A 19,607-nucleotide genomic window follows, 5' to 3' on the forward strand; every position below is an offset into this window, starting at 1 on the left:
AGCCTCCACCCCCCATGCCAGGAAGGTCCCATGAGCCTTCCTGAGGGAACTGGCCGCTCAGAACCAGAACCCTTCCCGCGGCACATCGGACGCCTGCCCGGTGATGGACAGCGGCATCTGCGCTGCGGCGCCGGAGGCGGTGACGGCACCGTTGGCCTGGCCATCGGCGTCGAACGGCCCGCCATCCTGGATCGCGAAGTCCAGCCGCAGCCGCCCGCCATCGCTTGCCATCTTGCCGCCGTAAGGGCTGCTCGCCAGGTTCACCCAGATGCCGGTGCTGTCCTGCGCCCAGTAGCCGTTGGCGCCGATCTTCGGGTCCACGTACAGGCTGAAGGTCTCGCTGCTGCCGGTGGCATCCAGCGTGGCCTTGAAGCTCGTCAGCGCGATCGGTGTCTCCAGCGCCTGGGGCATCGGGGTCGGGGTCGCCTTTTGCACCAGGCTGGTGATGCGGACGGTGCTGTCGGCGTTGACCTTGCCTTCCTGGCTATCGGCCACCAAGGTGACCGAGGTGCTGGAACTGCTGCTTGTCGTGGCGCTGTATGAGGCGACTGCGGCCTGTGTCCTGTCCTGGACGCTGTCTCCGTTGTCGTCGCCGAGTGCGGCACCGGTGGGGCCGATGGCCTGGTTTTCCTGGGCGTCGGGCACACTGTCGCCGTCCGTATCCGGTTCCCTGTAGGGGCCTGGTGCAGGCGCGGAGGAGCCGCCAGAGGATCCACCGGATGGAGGGGGTGGGGCGGGTACAGGTCCGACAGGTGGAGGTGCGGCGGGCGCTGGCGTGTTGTTGGTCACCGCGGTAGCCGCAAAGCTGGCCGCGTCGTTGCCGGCGGTGTCCTGTATGGCGTTGGCGTCGTTGCCGGTCGTGGGGTCGGCGTAGGCGACGGTGACCGTCTGGTCGGAGGTGACCGCCGTGCTCAGCGTGAGCGTGACGGTTTTGGCTTGGGCCTCGACGCTGACGTTGGTGACGGCGTTCGCGACGCCGTTGACAAGCACCGTAAAGGCTCCGCTCTCCGGCTTGCGGCTCGCGTCCAGGGTGCCCGTGTCGCTAAAGCTGAGTACCAGTTGGTTGCCAGTGACCTGGGGACGCGAGTCGCCGGTGGTGATCAGCGCCGGGGCCGTGGTGTCCGGCCGGGTGTCCACGGTGTAGTTGGCGCTGGTGATCGTGCCGGTCGTGCTATTGCCCGCCTGGTCCCGCACACCGCTCATGTTCACGCCGATGGTGTTGCTCGCGTCGTCTACGTTGGCCCTGGGCGTGAAGGTCGCGGTCCAGGTTTTTCCGTCTGCGCTGGCCGTCAGGGGGCCCAGTGTGCCGTTCGCGTTCGAGAGGTCTATCCGGCTCGCATCGAAGCCGCTGACTGCCTCGTTGAAGCTAAAGCTGACGGTCGTGGTTTCGCCACTCGTCAGGCTGCTGTCGGCCAGCGTGATGCTCACATGGGGGCGCTCGGTGTCGATGTCGTAGCGGACCGTGGAGTCCGCCGTGCCCACCCCGGCGTTGCCCGCGCGGTCGGTGATTTGGGCCAGGTTCACTCTTATCTTGTTGCCCGTCGTACTGCTGGCGGAGGGGGACTCCGGGGCCGTCAGCGTGACCTCCCAGAGGGTGGTGCCGTCGCCGGTGCTGCGCAGGTTGGACAGCGTCGCGCCTCCCTCCACGCTCAGGTCGGCGGTGCTGAAGCTGTCGGGGTCGATGTCTTCGGAGAAGCGGATCGTGACGCTGGTGCTTTCGCCCAGGTGCAGTTGGTCGTCCCGGAGCGTGATCGGCTGGGTCGCCGCCAGCGTGGGGGGCTTGGTGTCGATGCTGTAGTTGGCGCTGTGGGTGATGCCCACCCCGGCCCTTCCGGTTGCTGCGCCCCTGACCCCGGTCATGTTCACGCCGATGCTGTTGCCGGCGTCCTCCACGGCGGCCGTGGGCGTGAACGTGGCGGTCCAGGTTCTTCCATCGGCCCCTGCGCTGAGTTCGCCCAGCGTGCCGTTGGCGTCCGTCAGAACGATGTCCTCGGAACTGAACCCGCTGACGGTCTCGCTGAAGCGGAAGGTGACGGTCGTCGTTTCCCCTGCCCTGAGCCTGGTGTCGGCCAGCGTGATCGTGGCGGTCGGCACGGCGACGCCGTCGGAGGACCGGGTGTTCACGGTGTAGTGGGCGCTGGTGACCGGGCTCGTCGTCGCGCCATTGCCCGCCAGATCCCGCACGCCGCTCATGTTCACGCGGATGGTGTTGCTGCGCACGTCGTTCACGTTCTCCGTGGGCGTGAAGGTCGCGGTCCAGGTTTTTCCTTCTGCGCTGGCCGTCAGAGGTCCCAGTGTGCCGTTCGCGTTCGAGAGGTCTATCTTGCTTGCATCAAAGCCGCGGACTGCCTCCGTGAAGCTGAAGCTGACCACCGTGGTTTCGCCACTCGTCAGGCTGTCGTCGGCCAGCGTGATGCTCATGCGGGGGGGGACGGCGTCGATGTCGTAGCTGACCGTGGAGACGGCTGTGCCCACCCCTGCGTTGCCCGCAAGGTCGGTGATTTGGGCCAGGTTCACGCGAATCTTGTTGCCCGTCGAACTGCTGACGGGGGTGAGGTCCACGCCCGGGGCCGTCAGCGTGACCTCCCAGGTGGTGGTGCCGCCGCCGGTGCTGCGCAGGTTGGTCAGCTGCGCGCCTGCGCCCACGTTCAGGTCGTCGATGCTGAAGCTGTTGGCGTCAATGTCTTCGGAGAAGCGGATGGTGACGGTGGTGCTTTCGCCCAGGTGCAGTTTGTCGTCGCCGATCGTGATCGGGTCGGTCGCCGCCAGCGTGGGGGGCTGGGTGTCCGGTGGCGCCGACGTGCTGTGGGTCACCGCCCGGTCGCTGAAGTTCGCTGCATCGTTGCCCGCAGCGTCCTGCACCACGGCGCCGGATTCGGGCTTGGTGTAGCTGACGGTCAGCGTCTCCGTGCGGGCCACGGCGCGGCTCAGCGTCAGCGTGACGGTCTTGGCCGTGGCGTTCACCACGGCGCTGCTCACGGTGATGGCCGCCGTGCCTGCGGCGGTGCTGACCGTAAAGCCTGCGTTGCCCGCGAGCGCTGCCGCGTCCAGGGTGTTGGCTTCCGTGTACGTGAGCACCAGCTGGTCGCCGTTGACCGTGGCGCTGTGGAACTCCGGGGGCGTGGTGTCTGCTGGCGCTGGCGTGTTGTTGCTCACCGCGGTGACCGCAAAGCTGGCCGCGTCGTTGCCGGCAGCGTCCTGTATGGCGTTGGTGTCGTTGCCGGTCGTTGGGTCGGCGTAGGCGACGGTGACCGACTGGCCATGGCTGATCGCCGTGCTCAGCGTGAGCGTGACGGTTTTGGCTTGGGGCTCGACGGTGACGTGGGTGACGGCGTTTGCGACGCCGTTGACCAGCACCGTAAAGGCTCCGCTCGCCGGTGTGTGGCTCGCGTCCGCGTCCAGGTTGCCCGTGTCGCTAAAGCTGAGCACCAGTTGGTCGCCGTTGACCTGGGGGCGCGTCGTGTCGCCGGTGATGATCAGCTGCGGGGGCGTGGTGTCTGGCGTGTTGTTGCTCACCGCGGTGGCCGCAAAGCTGGCCGCGTCGTTGCCTGCGGTGTCCTGTATGGCGTTGGTGTCGTTGTCGGTCGTGGGGTCGGCGTAGGCGACGGTGACCGACTGGCCGTGGCTGATCGCCGTGCTCAGCGTGAGCGTGACGGTCTTGGCTTGGGCCTCGACGCTGACGTGGGTGACGGCGTTTGCGACGCCGTTGACCAGCACCGTAAAGGCTCCGCTCGCCGGTGTGTGGTCCAGGTTTGCGTCCAGGTTGCTGGTGTCGTCGAAGCTGAGCACCAGTTGGTCGCCGTTGACCTGGGGGCGCGTCGTGTCGCCGGTGGTGATCAGCTGCGGGGGCGTGGTGTCTGGCGTGTTGTTGCTCACCGCGGTGGCCGCAAAGCTGGCCGCGTCGTTGCCGGCAGCGTCCTGGATTGCGTTGGCGTCGTTGCCGGTCGTTGGGTCGGCGTAGGCGACGGTGACCGACTGGCCGTGGCTGACCGCCGTGCTCAGCGTGAGCGTGACGGTTTTGGCTTGGGGCTCGACGGTGACGTGGGTGACGGCGTTGGCGACGCCGTTGACAAGCACCGTAAAGGCCCCATTGGCCGGCTTGTGGTCCGGGTTTGCGTCCAGGTTGCTGGTGTCGTCGAAGCTGAGCACCAGTTGGTCTCCGTTGACCTTGGGGCGCGTCGTGTCGCCGCTGGTGATCAGCTGCGGGGGCGTGGTGTCTGCTGGCGCTGGCGTGTTGTTGGCCACCTCGGTAGCAGCAAAGCTGGCCGCGTCGTTACCGGCAGCGTCCTGGATTGCGTTGGCGTCGTTGCCGGTCGTTGGGTCGGCGTAGGCGACGGTGACCGACTGGCCGTGGCTGACCGCCGTGCTCAGCGTGAGCGTGACGGTCTTGGCTTGGGCCTCGACGGTGACGTGGGTGACGGCGTTGGCGACGCCGTTGACCAGCACCGTAAAGGCTCCGCTCGCCGGTGTGTGGCTCGCGTCCGCGTCCAGGTTGCCCGTGTCGCTAAAGCTGAGCACCAGTTGGTCGCCGTTGACCTGGGGGCGCGTCGTGTCGCCGGTGGTGATCAGCTGCGGGGGCGTGGTGTCTGGCGTGTTGTTGCTCACCGCGGTGGCCGCAAAGCTGGCCGCGTCGTTGCCGGCGGCGTCCTGGATTGCGTTGGCGTCGTTGCCGGTCGTTGGGTCGGCGTAGGCGACGGTGACCGACTGGCCGTGGCTGACCGCCGTGCTCAGCGTGAGCGTGACGGTCTTGGCTTGGGCCTCGACGCTGACGTGGGTGACGGCGTTGGCGACGCCGTTGACCAGCACCGTAAAGGCTCCGCTCGCCGGTGTGTGGCTCGCGTCCGCGTCCAGGTTGCCCGTGTCGCTAAAGCTGAGCACCAGTTGGTCGCCGTTGACCTGGGGGCGCGTCGTGTCGCCGGTGATGATCAGCTGCGGGGGCGTGGTGTCTGGCGTGTTGTTGCTCACCGCGGTAGCAGCAAAGCTGGCCGCGTCGTTGCCGGCGGCGTCCTGGATTGCGTTGGCGTCGTTGCCGGTCGTTGGGTCGGCGTAGGCGACGGTGACCGACTGGCCGTGGCTGACCGCCGTGCTCAGCGTGAGCGTGACGGTCTTGGCTTGGGCCTCGACGCTGACGTGGGTGACGGCGTTGGCGACGCCGTTGACCAGCACCGTAAAGGCTCCGCTCGCCGGTGTGTGGCTCGCGTCCGCGTCCAGGTTGCCCGTGTCGCTAAAGCTGAGCACCAGTTGGTCGCCGTTGACCTGGGGGCGCGTCGTGTCGCCGGTGGTGATCAGCTGCGGGGGCGTGGTGTCTGGCGTGTTGTTGCTCACCGCGGTGGCCGCAAAGCTGGCCGCGTCGTTGCCGGCGGCGTCCTGGATTGCGTTGGCGTCGTTGCCGGTCGTTGGGTCGGCGTAGGCGACGGTGACCGACTGGCCGTGGCTGACCGCCGTGCTCAGCGTGAGCGTGACGGTCTTGGCTTGGGCCTCGACGCTGACGTGGGTGACGGCGTTGGCGACGCCGTTGACCAGCACCGTAAAGGCTCCGCTCGCCGGTGTGTGGCTCGCGTCCGCGTCCAGGTTGCCCGTGTCGCTAAAGCTGAGCACCAGTTGGTCGCCGTTGACCTGGGGGCGCGTCGTGTCGCCGGTGGTGATCAGCTGCGGGGGCGTGGTGTCTGGCGTGTTGTTGCTCACCGCGGTAGCAGCAAAGCTGGCCGCGTCGTTGCCGGCAGCGTCCTGGATTGCGTTGGCGTCGTTGCCGGTCGTTGGGTCGGCGTAGGCGACGGTGACCGACTGGCCGTGGTTGACCGCCGTGCTCAGCGTGAGCGTGACGGTCTTGGCTTGGGGCTCGACGGTGACGTGGGTGACGGCGTTGGCGACGCCGTTGACCAGCACCGTAAAGGCTCCGCTCGCCGGTGTGTGGGCCCGGTCCGCGTCCAGGTTGCCCGTGTCGCTAAAGCTGAGCACCAGTTGGTCGCCGCTGACCTTGGGGCGCGTCGTGTCGCCGGTGATGATCAGCTGCGGGGGCGTGGTGTCTGGCGTGTTGTTGCTCACCTCGGTAGCAGCAAAGCTGGCCGCGTCGTTGCCGGCAGCGTCCTGTATGGCGTTGGCGTCGTTGCCGGTCGTTGGGTCGGCGTAGGCGACGGTGACCGACTGGCCGTGGCTGATCGCCGTGCTCAGCGTGAGCGTGACGGTCTTGGCTTGGGGCTCGACGCTGACGTGGGTGACGGTGTTGGCGACGCCGTTGACGAGCACCGTAAAGGCTCCGCTCGCCGGTGTGTGGGCCCGGTCCGCGTCCAGGTTGCCCGTGTCGCTAAAGCGGAGCACCAGTTGGTCGCCAGTGACCTTGGGGCGATGGTCGCCGGTGATGATCAGCTGCGGGGGCGTGGTGTCTGCTGGCGCTGGCGTGTTGTTGGCCACCTCGGTAGCAGCAAAGCTGGCCGCGTCGTTGCCGGCAGCGTCCTGGATTGCGTTGGCGTCGTTGCCGGTCGTTGGGTCGGCGTAGGCGACGGTGACCGACTGGCCGTGGCTGATCGCGGTGCTCAGCGTGAGCGTGACGGTCTTGGCCTGGGCCTCGACGCTGACGTGGGTGACGGCGTTTGCGACGCCGTTGACCAGCACCGTAAAGGCTCCGCTCGCCGGCTTGTGGTCCGGGTCCGCATCCAGGTTGCCCGTGTCGCTAAAGCTGAGTACCAGTTGGTCGCCAGTGACCTTGGGGCGATGGTCGCCGGTGATGATCAGCTGCGGGGGCGTGGTGTCTGGTGGCGCTGGCGTGTCGTTGCTCATCGCCCGGTTGCTGAAGTTCGCTGCGTCGTTGCCGGCAACGTCCTGCACCACGGCGCCAGACCCGGGCTTGGTGTAGCTGACGGTCACCGTCTCCGCACTGGCCACGGTGCGGCTCAGTGTCAGCGTCACGGTCTTGGCCGTGGCGTTCACTACGGCGCGGCTCACGATGATGGCCCTTGTGCCAGCAGCGGTGTTGAGCGTAAAGCCGGCGTTGTCCGCGAGCGCTGCCGCGTCCAGGCTGTTGGCTTCCGTGTACGTGAGCACCAGCTGGTTGACGTTGAGCACGGCGCTGCTGATTACCGGGGGCGTGGTGTCTGCTGGCGCGAGCGTGTAGTTGGTCGCGGCCATCTTCTCGAAGTTGGCCGCGTGGTTGCCCGCCGCGTCCTGCACCACATTGCCGGATTCGGGCTTGGTGTAGCTGACGCTCACCGACTCACCGTGGCCCACGGTACGGTCTTCGAATGTCAGCGTCACGGTCTTGGCCATTGCGTTCACCACGGCGCTCGTGATGTGCAAGCGTTCCGTTGCCACGCCGCTGCTGTTGAGGAGGTCTACCGCAAAGCCTCCGTCGCCCGACAGCGCTCCGTAGGCCAAGCTGTTCTGTTCGGTGTAACTGATCACCAGCTGGTCGTCGTTGGCCATGGCGTGGCTGAACACCGGGGGCGTGGTGTCTGCTGCTGGCGTGACGTTCGTCACAGGCCGGTTGCTGAAGTCTGCCGTGTCGTTGCCGGCAACGTCCTCGACCCCCGCCCTGGTGTGGCTGAGGGTCACCGTCTCGCTGGAGGTCACGGCGCGGCTGAGCGTCAGCGTGACGGTGTTGCGCGTCGCGTCCACCACAGCGCCGGTGACGGTGATGGCGGCGCCACCAGCGCTGCTGACCGTAAAGCCTGCGTTGCCTGCGAGCGGCCTCGCGCTCAGGTTCTCCGCTTCGGTGTAGGTCAGCACCAGCTGATTCCCGTTGACCGTGGCGCTACCCAGCACCGGGGCCGTGGTGTCTGCTCCTGCTGGCGAGTTGTTGGTCACTGCCATCGCCTCGAAGTTGGCCGCCTTGTTGCCCTTCGCGTCCTGCACCACATTGCCGGACCAGGGCTTGAAGTAGCTGACGCTTACCCTGTCATCTTGGGCGATGCGCTCCAAGAGCGTCAGCGTCACGGTCTTGGCCGTCGCGTTCACGACGGCGCTGCCAACGGAGATGATCCAGACCACCGAGTTCTTGTTGTTGTAGCCCTTTACCGAAAAGCCTGCGTTGCGCGCCAGCGCAGCATCGTCCAAGTCGCTCTGTTCGGTGTAGTGGATCACCAGTTGGTTGCTGCGGACCGTGGCGCTGCTGAACACCGGGGGCGTGGTGTCTGCTGCTGCTTCTGGCGTGTCGTTCGTCACAGCCCAGTGGCTGAAGTTCACCGCGTCGTTGCCGGCGGCGTCCTGCACCACGTTGCTGATTCCGGGCTTGACGTAGCTGACGCTTACCGTCTCACCACGGACCACGGTGCGGCTGAGCGTCAGCGTGACGGTCCTGTCCGCCCCGTTCACCATGGCGCCGGTGACGGTCATGGCCCTGCCTGCGGCGCTGCGGACCGTAAAGCCTGCGTTGCCCGCGAGCGCGGCCCCGTCCAGGCTGCTGGCTTCGATGTACGTGAGCACCAGCTGGTCGCCGTTGACCGTGGCGCTGTTCAGCACCGGGGGCGTAGTGTCCGTTGGCGTGGGGGGGGTGTTCGTTACCTCCAGGTTGCGGAAGTTTGCTGCGTCGTTGCCGGCCGCGTCCTGCACCACGGCGCCGGTCGCGGGTTTGGTGTAGCTGACGAGCACCGTCTCCGCACTGGCCACGGCGCGGCTCAGTATCAGCGTCACGGTCTTGGCCATGGCGTTCACCACGGCGCGGCTCACGGTGATGGCCGTTGTGCCAGCGGCGGTGTTCACCGTATGGCCGGCGTTGCCCGCCAGGGCTGCCGCGTCCAGGCTGTTGGCTTCCATGTACGTGAGCACCAGTTGGTCGCCGTTGATCGCGGCGCCGCTGAACACCGGGGGCGTGGTGTCTGCTGCTGGCATGACGTTCGTCACAGCCCGGTTGCTGAAGTCTGCCGTGTCGTTGCCGGCAGCGTCCTGCACCACGTTGCTGACTCCGGGCTTGACGTAGCTGACGCTTACCGTCTCGCCGTAGGCCACGGCGCGGCTGAGCGTCAGCGTGACGGTGTTGCGCGTCGCGTCCATCACGGCGCCGGTGACGGTGATGGCGGTGCCACCAGCGCTGCGGACCGTAAAGCCTGCGTTGCCTGCGAGCGGCCACCCGCTCAGGTTCTCCGCTTCGGTGTAGGTCAGCAGCAGCTGATTCCCGTTGACCGTGGCGCTATCCAGCACCGGGGCCGTGGTGTCTGCTCCTGCTGGCGCGTTGTTCGTCACTGCCATCGCCTCGAAGTTGGCCGCCTTGTTGCCCTTCGCGTCCTGCACCCCATTGCCGGACCAGGGCTTGAAGTAGCTGACGGTTACCCTGTCGTCGTGGGCGATGCGCTCCAAGAGTGTCAGTGTCACGGTCTTGGCCGTCGCGTTCACGACGGCGCTGCCAATAGAGATGATCCAGATCACCGAGCTCTTGTTGTTGTAGCCCTTGACCGAAAAGCCTGCGTTGCGCGCCAGCGCAGCATCGTCCAAGTCGCTCTGTTCGGTGTAGTCGATCACCAGTTGGTTGCTGCGGACCGTGGCGCTGCTGAACACCGGGGGCGTGGTGTCTGCTGCTGCCTCTGGCGTGTTGTTCGTCACAGCCCAGTTGCTGAAGTTCACCGCGTCGTTGCCGGCGGCGTCCTGCACCACGTTGCCGGCTCCGGGCTTGACGTAGCTGGCGCTTACCGTCTCACCACGGACCACGGTGCGGCTGAGCATCAGCGTGACGCTCTTGTCCACCCTGTTCACCACGGCGCCGGTGACGGTCATGGCCCTGCCTGCGGCGCTGTGGACCGTAAAGCCTGCGTTGCCCACGAGCGCGGCCCCGTCCAGGCCGGTGGCTTCGACATACGTGAGCACCAGCTGGTTGCCGTTGACCACGGCGCTGCTCAGCACCGGGGGCGTAGTGTCCGCTGGCGCGGGGGGGATGTTCGTCACCTCCAGGTTGCTGAAGTTTGCTGCGTCGTTGCCGGTAGCGTCCTGCACCACGGCGCCGGTCGCGGGTTTGGTGTAGCTGACGTTGACCGTCTCAGTCGGGGTCACGGCGCGGCTCAGTGTGAGCGTGACGGTCTTGTTCGTCGCATGCACCACGGCGCTGCTCACGGAATAGATCCAATTCAGGCCCGTGTTCGTGGTGCTGCGCACCACATAGCCTGCGTTGCCCGCGAGTGCGGCCGCGTCCAGGGTGTTGGTTTCGGTGTAGCTGATCACCAGTTGGTTGCCGGTGACCGCGGCGCTGCTGAACACCGGGGCCGTGGTGTCCGGCGGCCGGGTGTCCACGGTGTAGTTCTCGCTGATGGCGGCGTCGGTACCGGAGCGGCCGGCCATGTTGGCGACGCCGGTCAGGTTGACGCGGATGGTGTTGCTCGCGGCGTTGACGTTGGTATTCGGTGTGAAGGTGGCGGTCCAGGTTTTGCTGTCGGTTCCGGGTGTGTATGCGGGTGCGCTCAATGTGCCGTTGGCCTGCGTCAGATCGACGTCATCCAGCGTGAAGCCGAGGACCGGTTGGTTGAAGGTGAAGGTAACGGTCGCCGTTTCGCCCGTGGTGAACGCGGTGTCGGTCAGCGTGATCGTGGCGGCAGGCAGCGCGGTGCTCACGATGAAGTTGCCGCTGGTGGCGCTGCCGGTTGCGGCCGTGCCTGCGGCGTCGCTCACGCCCGCGAGGTTCACGCGGATGGTGTTGGTCTCGTCGATGACGCCCGCCGTGGGCGTGAAGGTGGCCGTCCAGGTTCTGCCGTCGGCGCTGCGTGTGAGGTCGCTGAGCGTGCCGTTGGCCCGGGTCCCGTCCACGTCGTCGAGCGTGAAGTTGTTGACGGGTTTGTTGAAGGCGATGATGAGGCTCGCCTTTTCTCCCGTCATCAGGCGACCATCGGTCAGCGTGACGCCGGCGCTCAGGTCGGACGTCTGGTTCGTGCTGCCGGGCCGGGTGTCGATGCTGTAGTTGCCGCTGAGGATGTTGGCGCTCAGCCTGTTGCCCGCGAAGTCCGCCACGCCGTCCAATTTGACGATGATTTTGTTGCCGGTCGTGTGGACGTTCGCTGTGGGCGTGAAGGTGGCGGTCCAGGTCCTGTCACCTGCGAGGGCGGTCAGCGGACCCAGCGTGCCGTTGGCCTGTGTCAGGTCGAGGTCGTCGGCGTCAAAGCCGGTGATGGGCTCGTTGAAGCTGAAGATGACGGTGGTGGTTTCGCCCGCGGTCAGGGCGTCGTCGCCCAGCGTGATGATGACACTGGGCGCCATGGCGTCGATGTCGTAGGTCACCGTGGAGACGGCCTGGCCCACACCGGCGTTGCCTTCGGGGGTGCTCACGCCGGCGAGGTTGACGCGGATCTGGTTGCCCGTTGAGTTGTACTTGTCGATGTTCGAGGGGAAGTGCGCATAGATGTCCCGCTCGGTCGGAGCCGTCAGCGTGACCGTCCAGGTGGTGCCGCCGTCGCTGCTGTGCAGGCTGGACAGCTTCGCGTAACCGCCCACGCTCAGGTCGGAGGTGCTGAAGCTGTCGGCCGCGATGGCTTCGGCGAAGCGGATGGTGACGGTGGTGCTCGCGCCAATGCTCAGATTGTCGTTATCGATCGTGATCGGGTTGGTCGCTGCGAGCGTGGGGAGCCGGGAGCCTGCCTCGTCGGCCGCGCTGGCTTCGGCGAAACGGATGGTGGCGGTGGTGCGCGCGCCAAGGCTCGGATCGTCGTCGTCGATCGTGGTCGGGTTGCTCGCTGCGAGCGTGGGGAGCCGGGGGCCTCCCTCTGCTGGCGGGCTGTTGTTCATCACGGCCTGCTCGCTGAAGCTCACTGCGTCGTTGCCCGCAGCGTCCTGCACCACGGCGCCGGATTCGGGTTTGGTGTAGCTGACTTTCACGGTCTCAGCCGGGGTCACGGCGCGGCTTAGCGTGAGCGTGACGGTCTTGGCCAGCGTGTCTGCGACGGCACTGCTGACCGTGATGGCCGTGCCCGTGGTGCTGCTCACCGCAAAGCCTGCGTTGCCTGCGAGCGCGGCTGCGTCCAGGCGGCCGGTTTCGGCGTAGCTGAGCACCAACTGGTTGCCGTTGACCATGGCGCCGCCCAGCACCGGGGCCTCGGTATCCGGGGACCAAGTGTCCACGGTGTAGTTGGCGCTGGAGACGCTGCCCGCGCCCGTGAGGCCCGCGCCATTGCTCACGCCGCCCAGGTTCACGCGGATGGCGTTGCTCGCGTCCTGGGTGCTGGCCGTGGGCGTGAAGGTGGCGCTCCAGGTCTTGCCGTCTGCGCCGGCGGCCAGATCGCTCAGCGTGCCGCTCGCGTTCGTGAGCACGACGGCGTTGGCGTCAAAGCCGGTGACGGCCTCGTTGAAGCGGAAGGTGACGGTGGTGCTCTCGCCGACCCTGAGCTCGGTGTCCGCCAGCGTGATGCGCAGGCTGGGGCGCCCGACGATGGTGTCGAGGTCGTAGCTGACGCCGGTGGCAACCACCCCCTCGCCCGCGTTGCCCGCCCGGTCGTTCACGCCGCGCATGATCACGCGAAAGGTGTTGTTCGACGAGGTGACGCCGGGACTCGGCGCGCTCAGGGTCGCGGTCCAGACGCTGCCGTCGCCAGTGGACGTGAAGTACGACAGCACGCCATCGCGCAGGCCATTGACCAACATCACGTCGTTCAGGCCAAAGTCGGTCACCGGTTCGGAGAAGGTGAAGCTCACCAGCGCGGTTTCGCCGCGCTTGAGAATGGTGTCGGTCTCGCCCGCGCCGTAGCTGATGCGCGTGCCGAGCAGCGTGGGCCGGGTGGTGTCTACGCTGTAGTGCAGGCCCGTGGCCATGGTGCCCCGGCCCGTGGCGCTGCCATCGCGGGTGCTGACGCCCGCGAGGTTCACGCTGATCGGGTTGTTCGTCGATGAGGCGCCGGGCGCCTCGATCGCCACCTCCCAGGTGTCGCTGCTGCCGTCGGTCCCGGGCTGCCAGGCGGCGGACACTTGGCCCACGCTGCCGCTGCCGGGGGCCAGGACTACGTCGGAGGCGTCAAAGCCCTTCACGGGCTCGCTGAATTTGATGGTGACGTAGGCGGTCTGGCCTATGCCGAGCCGGTCGTCGTCGATGGTGTGGCCGGTCACGGACAACCTGGGCCGCGAGGAGTCTGTTGGCGTGTTGTTGACTACCGCTTGGTTGCTGAAGCTCGCTGCGTCATTGCCGACGGCGTTCTGTATCGCCTTGCTGTCGTTGCCGCTTGTGGGATCGGTGTAGCTGACGGACACGAGCTCACCGTTTCTCACGGCACGCGCCAGGAACAGCGTCACGGTTTTGGCCGTGGCATCCACGTGCACGCTGCTGACGGCGATGGTCGAACCACCCGCGCCATGCACCGTAAAAGCATCGACGCCCGCCTTGTTGGTCGCGTCCAGGCTGCCGGCATCGGTATAGCTGAGTACCAGTTGGAACCTATCGACCGTGGCGCCAGCCAGTGTGGGCCGCTGGGTGTTGACGGTGTATTCGATGCGAAAGTCAGCGGCGGCTACGGTCTTACGGAGCCCGTCCGTCACGCCGTCGAGGCTCTTCAGGCGGAGGATCTGGCGGGTCTGGGCAGTGTCGGCAGGCGGGGTCAGTGTGAACGCCCAAGCACGGTTCATATTCAGTGACCACGGGCCGGAGAGCTGCGTCCCGGCGGGCACCTCCAGGACCCCTATGGGGACGATACGCACCGCGCCAAACCACCCTGGGCGGCTGCCCTGCACATATCGATCGAAGTAGAGGGTGACGGTGGTGGTTTCGTCGGCTGTGAGGGTGCTGTCTGCAATAGTGATGTCGACTAGCTTGTTTGGGTTTTGATCGTAATACCAGTGAGTCATGGCGTGCCTTTGTATGGGGATGGACGGGGGTTCGGGCTTCTGTGCCTTGTGCACAGGTCCCTTGGTTTGCGTTGGCTCAGGCGGGGGCGATGCGGCGCGCGCGCCAGGTGCCCGGGCGTCTCGCCGCTGGCCCCGGTGCGGCGCGGCACCAGGGCGGCGGCCCTGCCCGGGGGCGCGAGGCCTTGGTCCTTGGTCTTGGCGTGCGCGCTTGCGCAGCAGGCTGCCGGCGCCCGCGGGCGAGGGGACCCGGGTGTCGCCGGGGCCAGCGGCGCAGGATGCTGCTGGCGCTCAGGTCCTCACCGGCTCGGTACATCTTCTGGCCCCGGCGTGCTTGGGCGCCAGGGGGGCGGCCCTCCCGTGGCGGCGACGCGCCGGCCGCTGATCCTGAACGGCGCCGTTGCGCGCCGGGGCGCTGACGGCGATTGCGTTGAATCCAACGCCAGAGGGCGGGACGATGCGGCTGGCGCCGTCCCCCTCGGCGGTCCGGGCAGAGCCTGCTTCGCTGCGTCGGGAGCAATGCCTGTGCAAGAAGATATGGGTCTGTCGGCACAACAATTAATGACGCTTTAAACCGCCAGAAGTGTAACTTGCGTTTCTCCTGAACGTTCCAATATTTGTTTAATTTTTATGCGTTCATCCGTTGTGCTTCTTGCTTCGCCAACATGTGGCGTGGACGGGTGCTTCCAATCGGCGTGCTGCCCGGGACATGCCCGGTGGGCCCGATGCCGCAGACCACCGCGCGCGCTGCGGATGGATTGCGCCGGGCGGTCTGCTGTGCTGCGGGCCGAGGCGGGGGCTGCGTTGTGGGCAGTCAGGCGATGCGTCGGTTGCATGGGTGACCAATTTGCGCACGATCTGCCCACCCAATGGGATGTTTTTCCGGCATTTTTATTTCCTCATGGCTATCGCCCCCGGGAGATGAGCCGGGGGTGATCGCTGCTTGCCAAGGCTGCGCAGGCCCGGCGCGGGACGCCGTGCATGGCCTATTGCATCAGCAGCCAGTCGCAAAACGCGCGGGCGGCGGGATCGGCCAGCGTCTGCGGGCGACAGACCAGGCGGTAGGCGAGCGGCGTGCGCAGCGGCGGGGCCTCGACGGGCAGCAGGCGGCGGGACGCCAGTTCCAATTCGATGGATCGTGTCATTTGCGCCGCATCATCGGCAACAATGGCACACAGCAGAACATTCGTATCTGCGGTGACTTTCATGCGTCGCCGGCTCCCGCTGCCGAACCGGCTTCGGCTATCGCCGTGTTGATCTCCTCAATGCCCAGCCGGGTGCCGTTCGTCTTGCTCTGCAGCAAGCCCCGAAGCGCGCTGAACGCCCCCTTGGGCTGCGGAGCCCTCCGTTCCGCCCGGCCATCGGGCAGAAAATGCAGTTCGATCTTTTCACCCGGGTGGACCCCGAGGTGTTGCAACACCTCTTTGCGAAACGTCACTTGGCCCCGCGTGGTGACGGTCAATGTGTTCATGGACAGGCCTCCATGGTTGCTGATGAGCCAACCAACGCGCAGTGGATGCAGGAACGTGGCGCGGCTTGCGACACAATCGGCGCATGGAACAAGACGGCGTTTTGCGGGTCGCGACCTACAACATCCACAAGGGGGTGCAGGGCATCGGCCCGGTGCGCCGGCTGGAGATCCACAACCTGGGTTTGGCGGTCGAGCAGCTCGACGCCGACATCGTCTGCCTGCAGGAGGTGCGCAAGCTCCACCGGCGCGAGGCGCGCTACTTCCGGCACTGGCCGCAGCTGCCGCAGGCCGAGTTCCTCGCGCCGCAGGGCTACGAGGCCGTGTACCGCACCAACGCCGTGACCCGGCATGGCGAGCACGGCAACGCCCTGCTGTCGCGCTGGCCGGTTCTCGGGCACCAGCATGAGGACATGTCGGACCACCGCTTCGAGCAGCGCGGCCTGCTGCACGTGCAGCTCGACGCCCACGGCCACCGGCTGCACGTGATCGTGCTGCACCTGGGGTTGGTCCCGGCGAGCCGCATGCGCCAGATCGAGCGCTTGCAGGGCTTTATCGAGCGCGAGGTGCCGCCCACCGCGCCCCTGGTGGTGGCCGGGGATTTCAACGACTGGGGGCGGCAGATCCGGCGCATGCTGGCCGGCTTTGCGCTCTTCGAGTGCGACGCCCCGCAGGCCTTCACCTACCCGGCGCGGCTGCCGCTGGCCCGACTGGACCATGTGTACGCGCGCGGGCTCACGCCGTTGTCGCTGCACGTGCCCTGCGGCCGCGTCTGGTGGCGCATGTCCGACCACCTGCCCTTGATCGCTGAATTCCGGTTCTGACGCCGTGAAGAAAACGCCCCCCCTGCTGGCGCGCGCAAATGGCTTCACCGACGGGCACCGGGTGCATCTGCTGCAAGGGGCCGAGGAGCTTTTCCCCGCCCTGATCGAGGCCATGGACGGCGCGCGCTCGGAGATCCAGTTTGAAACCTATATCTTCGACTGCACCGGCTCGGGCGCGACCGTGGCCGAGGCGCTGATACGCGCCGCCGCGCGCGGCGTGTGCACCCGGCTCGTCGTCGACGGCGTGGGCACCGGTGCCCTGCAGCCCGCCTGGATCGCCCGCCTGCGCGCCGCCGGGGTGCAGTACTGCGTGTATTCCCCGCTCGGCCCCTTGGGGCTGCTGCTGCCGCACCAGTGGCGGCGGCTGCACCGCAAGCTCTGCGTGGTCGATCGCCGCCTGCTGTTTTGCGGCGGAATCAATGTGCTCGATGATTTCCACGACCCGAACCATGGCCCGCTCGACGCGCCGCGCCTGGACTTTGCGGTGCAGGCCAGCGGCAGCCTGGTGGCCCTGGCCAGCGACGCCATGGAGCAGCTGTGGTGGCGCATGCAGATCCTGCGCTCCGCGCGCCGGCACCATCTGCCGCAGGCCTTGCAGGCGCTGCGCGCCGTGGGCGCCCGGCATGCGGTGGCTGCAGCGGGGACGTCCATGCGGCTCGCGCTGGTGCTGCGTGACAATGTGCGCCACCGCAGCCGCATCGAGCAGGCCTACCGCCGCGCGATCGGCGCCGCGCAGCGCGAAATCATCATTGCCAGCGCCTACTTCCTGCCCGGCGGCAAACTGCGCCAGGCCCTGGTGATGGCCGCGCGCAGGGGGGTGCGCGTGCGCCTGCTGCTGCAGGGGCGGTATGAATATTTCATGCAATACCATGCGACCCGGCCCGTGTACGGCGCGCTGCTCGACGCGGGGGTGGAGATCCACGAGTACGCACCAAGCTTTCTGCACGCCAAGGTGGCCGTGATCGACGCGCTCGGCGAGCGTCCCTGGGCCACCGTGGGTTCGTCCAACCTCGACCCCCTGAGCCTGCTGCTGGCGCGCGAAGCCAACGTGGTGGTGCAGGACGTGGCCTTTGCCAGGGAACTGCGCGAGCGCCTGGTGCATGCCATGCAGCACGCGGGCCGGCGCATGGACCCGGCGCGCTACGCCGGCCGTCCCCTGCGCCAGCGCGTGCTCGACCGCATCGCCTTCGGCCTCATGCGCCTTGCCCTGTGGGTCGCGGGAAGGCGCTACTTTTGATGGATTGGCCGCGGGCAAGCCCGCGGCCGTTCAGGAGGTGGACGGCGTGCGCGCTGCGCGCACACGCTGGAACAGGTCCTGCGCCTGCGCGTGCGCAGCGTCCTGCGCGCCGGATTGCAGGCTGCTGAGCAGCCGCGCCAGCACCGGCGCCTGCGGCGTCAGGGGGCCGAGAAATAGGGCGTTCGTCCCCTGGCCGATGAGCAGCGTGGGAAAGGTCTGCGGGTCCAGGTCGCCGATGAGCTCGGCCTCGTCCTCGATGTCCACCCATTCAAAGCGCACGCCGGGATGCGCGCGCGCCAGCGCGTCAAACAAGGGGCGGTAGCTGCGGCAGCTGCTGCACCAGTCCGGGCACAGGCAGATGACCCACCACAGGCCGCCGCCGGCCTGCGGGCAGGGGGCGGACAAGGTGTCGGGCAACAGGGCAGGGCTTTCCATCGGCGCAACTTCCGGGGCAGGCTGGGGGAGCGGGCAATCGTACAGCAGCCCCTGCGCGCTGCGCGGGCCCAGCCAGGCCCAACCGGCTGCTGCGCCACGCCGCTGCGCCTGGTGGCGCAGGTCATCTGGATTTCGAGATCGAGGTCGCAGCGAGTTGGACATGCGCCACCAGCTGGTCGCGCGCCTTCTCCACCGTCCAGCGCGTGGTCGGGACCGACACATTGATGGCCCCCACCGGCAGGCCCTGTTCATCGGTGATCGCGACCGCTACCGCGATATCGCCGACCATGGTCTGGTTCATCGTCAGCGCGTAGCCCCCGTGCGCCGCCTCCTCGATGCGGGCGAGAAGCGCTTGCGGGTCGGTTTCGGTGTGCGCCGTGGCGGCTTGCAGCGGCGTGGCGGCAATCACGGCACGCCGCTGCGCGTCGCCGAGTCTCGACAGGATGGCCCGGCCCGACGCGGTAAAGACCGCAGGCAGCCGGTGGCCCACGGCGAAATCGACGTTCATCAGATGCTGCCCCGGAAAGCGCGCGAGGAAGACCACCTCATGCCCGTCGAGTTCGTGCAGGTTGACCGTTTCACCGAGGCTGCGGCTGATGTCCAGCAGATAGGGCGAGGCCCGCTCGATCAGGTCGTGCGAGCGCAAATAGTGGTAGGACAGGCGCAAGACCTTGGAGCTCAGGCCATACAGCAGGGAGTCCGGGATGCGCCGCAGGTAGCCGAGCTTCTCCAGCGTGTAGACCAGCCGCTGCGTGGCGCTGCGGTCGAGTTCGGCGGTGCGCGCTATCTCGGCCATCGACATATGGCGGTGCGGGCCGTGGAAGGCCTCGAGCACCTGAAAGGCCTTTTCGGTAGAGCCTACGAACAGGGAGGAGCGTTCCTTGGGGTCGGACGGGGCGGGGTGTGGTTTTTTTGCGGATGACTTTGTTGTGGCCACGGTGTTCCTTGGATGCGCGCGCGCAGGGAGCGGCGAAATTATCCATGCGCCAAGTCCGGCTCCCAAGCCGCTTCCACCTCCAGGCAGCGCAGCAGTTCGCTGCGCAGCTGCGCCTGGAGTTGCGCAGCCGGGGCCACCAGGGGGGCGAGCACCCGCGGCGCGGTGACTCCGATCAGGTCCAGCACCGACTTCAGCGGGCCCGGGTTGGTTTCGGCAAAAACCAGGTTCAACAAGGGAATCAGGCGCCGGTGCAGTTCCACGGCCTGGGTGATCCGGCCCGTGGCCGCGAGCGCGTAGATCGTGCGCCAGGTGCGCGGCAGCAGCGTTGCCGTGACGACGATGCCGCCGCTGGCGCCGGCCGCCATGTGCAGCGGCAGCAGCGAATCCTCGCCGCTGAGCAGCGCGAAGTGTTCCGACACGCCGGCGCTGAGTTGGAGGAAATGGTACATGTCGGTGTTGCAGGCCTTCATGCCGATGATCCGCTCATGGCGCGACAGTTCGTGCAGCACCTGCGGCGCGATCGCAATGCGCGTGCGGTAGGGGATCTCGTAGATCAGTATCGGCACCGGCGCGGCGTCGGCATAGCGCATGAAGTAATCGCGGATTCCGGCCTGGGTCGGGGTGGTGTAGTACGGGGTGAGCAGCATCAGCGCGTCGGCGCCGGCGTCGGCAAAGGCCTTGCCGGCCTGCAGCGCGTCGTGGAATCCCGGGTCGAGGACGCCGGGAATCACCGGAATTCTGCCGCCCGCGGCCCGGGCGCACAGGCGGACCATCTTCACCCGCTCCTGGCGCGGCAGCGCGCCGTATTCCCCGGTGCCGCCGAGCGGCACCAAACCGTCGATGCCGCGCTGCATCAGGTAGGCGATCAGGGCCTCGGTGGCCGGGGCGTTGACGCTGTCGTCGGCGTTCACCGGGGTCGGGATCGCGGGGAAGATGCCGCGCAGGCGGGATGCGTTCATGGAGCAGGATTCC

Annotated in this window: 8 protein-coding genes; 2 read left to right on the plus strand and 6 right to left on the minus strand. The window is 67.4% G+C overall.

Translation table 11 applies throughout. The annotated features are described in order from the left end of the window. Nucleotides 1-57 precede the first annotated feature (57 nt). The 3 genes from D5041_RS12715 to D5041_RS12725 form a co-directional block, all read right to left on the minus strand. Entirely contained in the window at nucleotides 58-13,737 is a 13,680-nt protein-coding gene (locus tag D5041_RS12715; protein ID WP_265284875.1) for a SwmB domain-containing protein, read from the minus strand. A gap of 983 nt (nucleotides 13,738-14,720) precedes the next feature. Beyond that, nucleotides 14,721-14,942: a type 2 periplasmic-binding domain-containing protein gene (locus D5041_RS12720; RefSeq protein ID WP_265281224.1), complete on the minus strand. Its 222-nt coding sequence runs from the start codon at nucleotides 14,940-14,942 to the stop codon at nucleotides 14,721-14,723. Further along, entirely contained in the window at nucleotides 14,939-15,205 is a 267-nt protein-coding gene (locus tag D5041_RS12725) for an AbrB/MazE/SpoVT family DNA-binding domain-containing protein (protein WP_265284876.1), read from the minus strand. The genes D5041_RS12720 and D5041_RS12725 overlap by 4 nt, the downstream gene beginning before the upstream one ends. Before the next feature lie 83 nt (nucleotides 15,206-15,288). On the opposite strand from D5041_RS12725, the gene D5041_RS12730 reads away from it, so the two are divergent. Beyond that, on the plus strand, nucleotides 15,289-16,026 hold the full coding sequence (locus tag D5041_RS12730) for an endonuclease/exonuclease/phosphatase family protein (protein ID WP_010103571.1): 738 nt from the start codon (nucleotides 15,289-15,291) through the stop codon (nucleotides 16,024-16,026). A gap of 4 nt (nucleotides 16,027-16,030) precedes the next feature. Further along, nucleotides 16,031-17,263, plus strand: coding sequence for a cardiolipin synthase ClsB (gene clsB / locus D5041_RS12735; RefSeq protein WP_265281221.1), 1,233 nt, complete (start codon nucleotides 16,031-16,033; stop codon nucleotides 17,261-17,263). Nucleotides 17,264-17,293: 30 nt separating this feature from the next. On the opposite strand, the gene D5041_RS12740 is transcribed toward clsB, so the two are convergent. The 3 genes from D5041_RS12740 to dapA all read right to left on the minus strand — a co-directional run bounded on the left by D5041_RS12740 (nucleotide 17,294) and on the right by dapA (nucleotide 19,594). Then, complete coding sequence (locus tag D5041_RS12740; protein ID WP_265284877.1) at nucleotides 17,294-17,698, minus strand: thioredoxin family protein; 405 nt, start codon at nucleotides 17,696-17,698, stop codon at nucleotides 17,294-17,296. A 121-nt stretch (nucleotides 17,699-17,819) separates the two neighbouring features. Then, nucleotides 17,820-18,533 carry an IclR family transcriptional regulator gene (locus tag D5041_RS12745; protein ID WP_010103566.1) on the minus strand — a complete coding sequence of 238 codons (714 nt, stop codon included), beginning with the start codon at nucleotides 18,531-18,533 and terminating at the stop codon, nucleotides 17,820-17,822. A gap of 140 nt (nucleotides 18,534-18,673) precedes the next feature. Next, nucleotides 18,674-19,594, minus strand: coding sequence for a 4-hydroxy-tetrahydrodipicolinate synthase (dapA, locus tag D5041_RS12750; RefSeq protein ID WP_265284878.1), 921 nt, complete (start codon nucleotides 19,592-19,594; stop codon nucleotides 18,674-18,676). Nucleotides 19,595-19,607 lie beyond the last annotated feature (13 nt).

The organism is Verminephrobacter aporrectodeae subsp. tuberculatae (assembly GCF_026127385.1).
GTDB classification, from domain to species: domain Bacteria; phylum Pseudomonadota; class Gammaproteobacteria; order Burkholderiales; family Burkholderiaceae_C; genus Acidovorax; species Acidovorax aporrectodeae.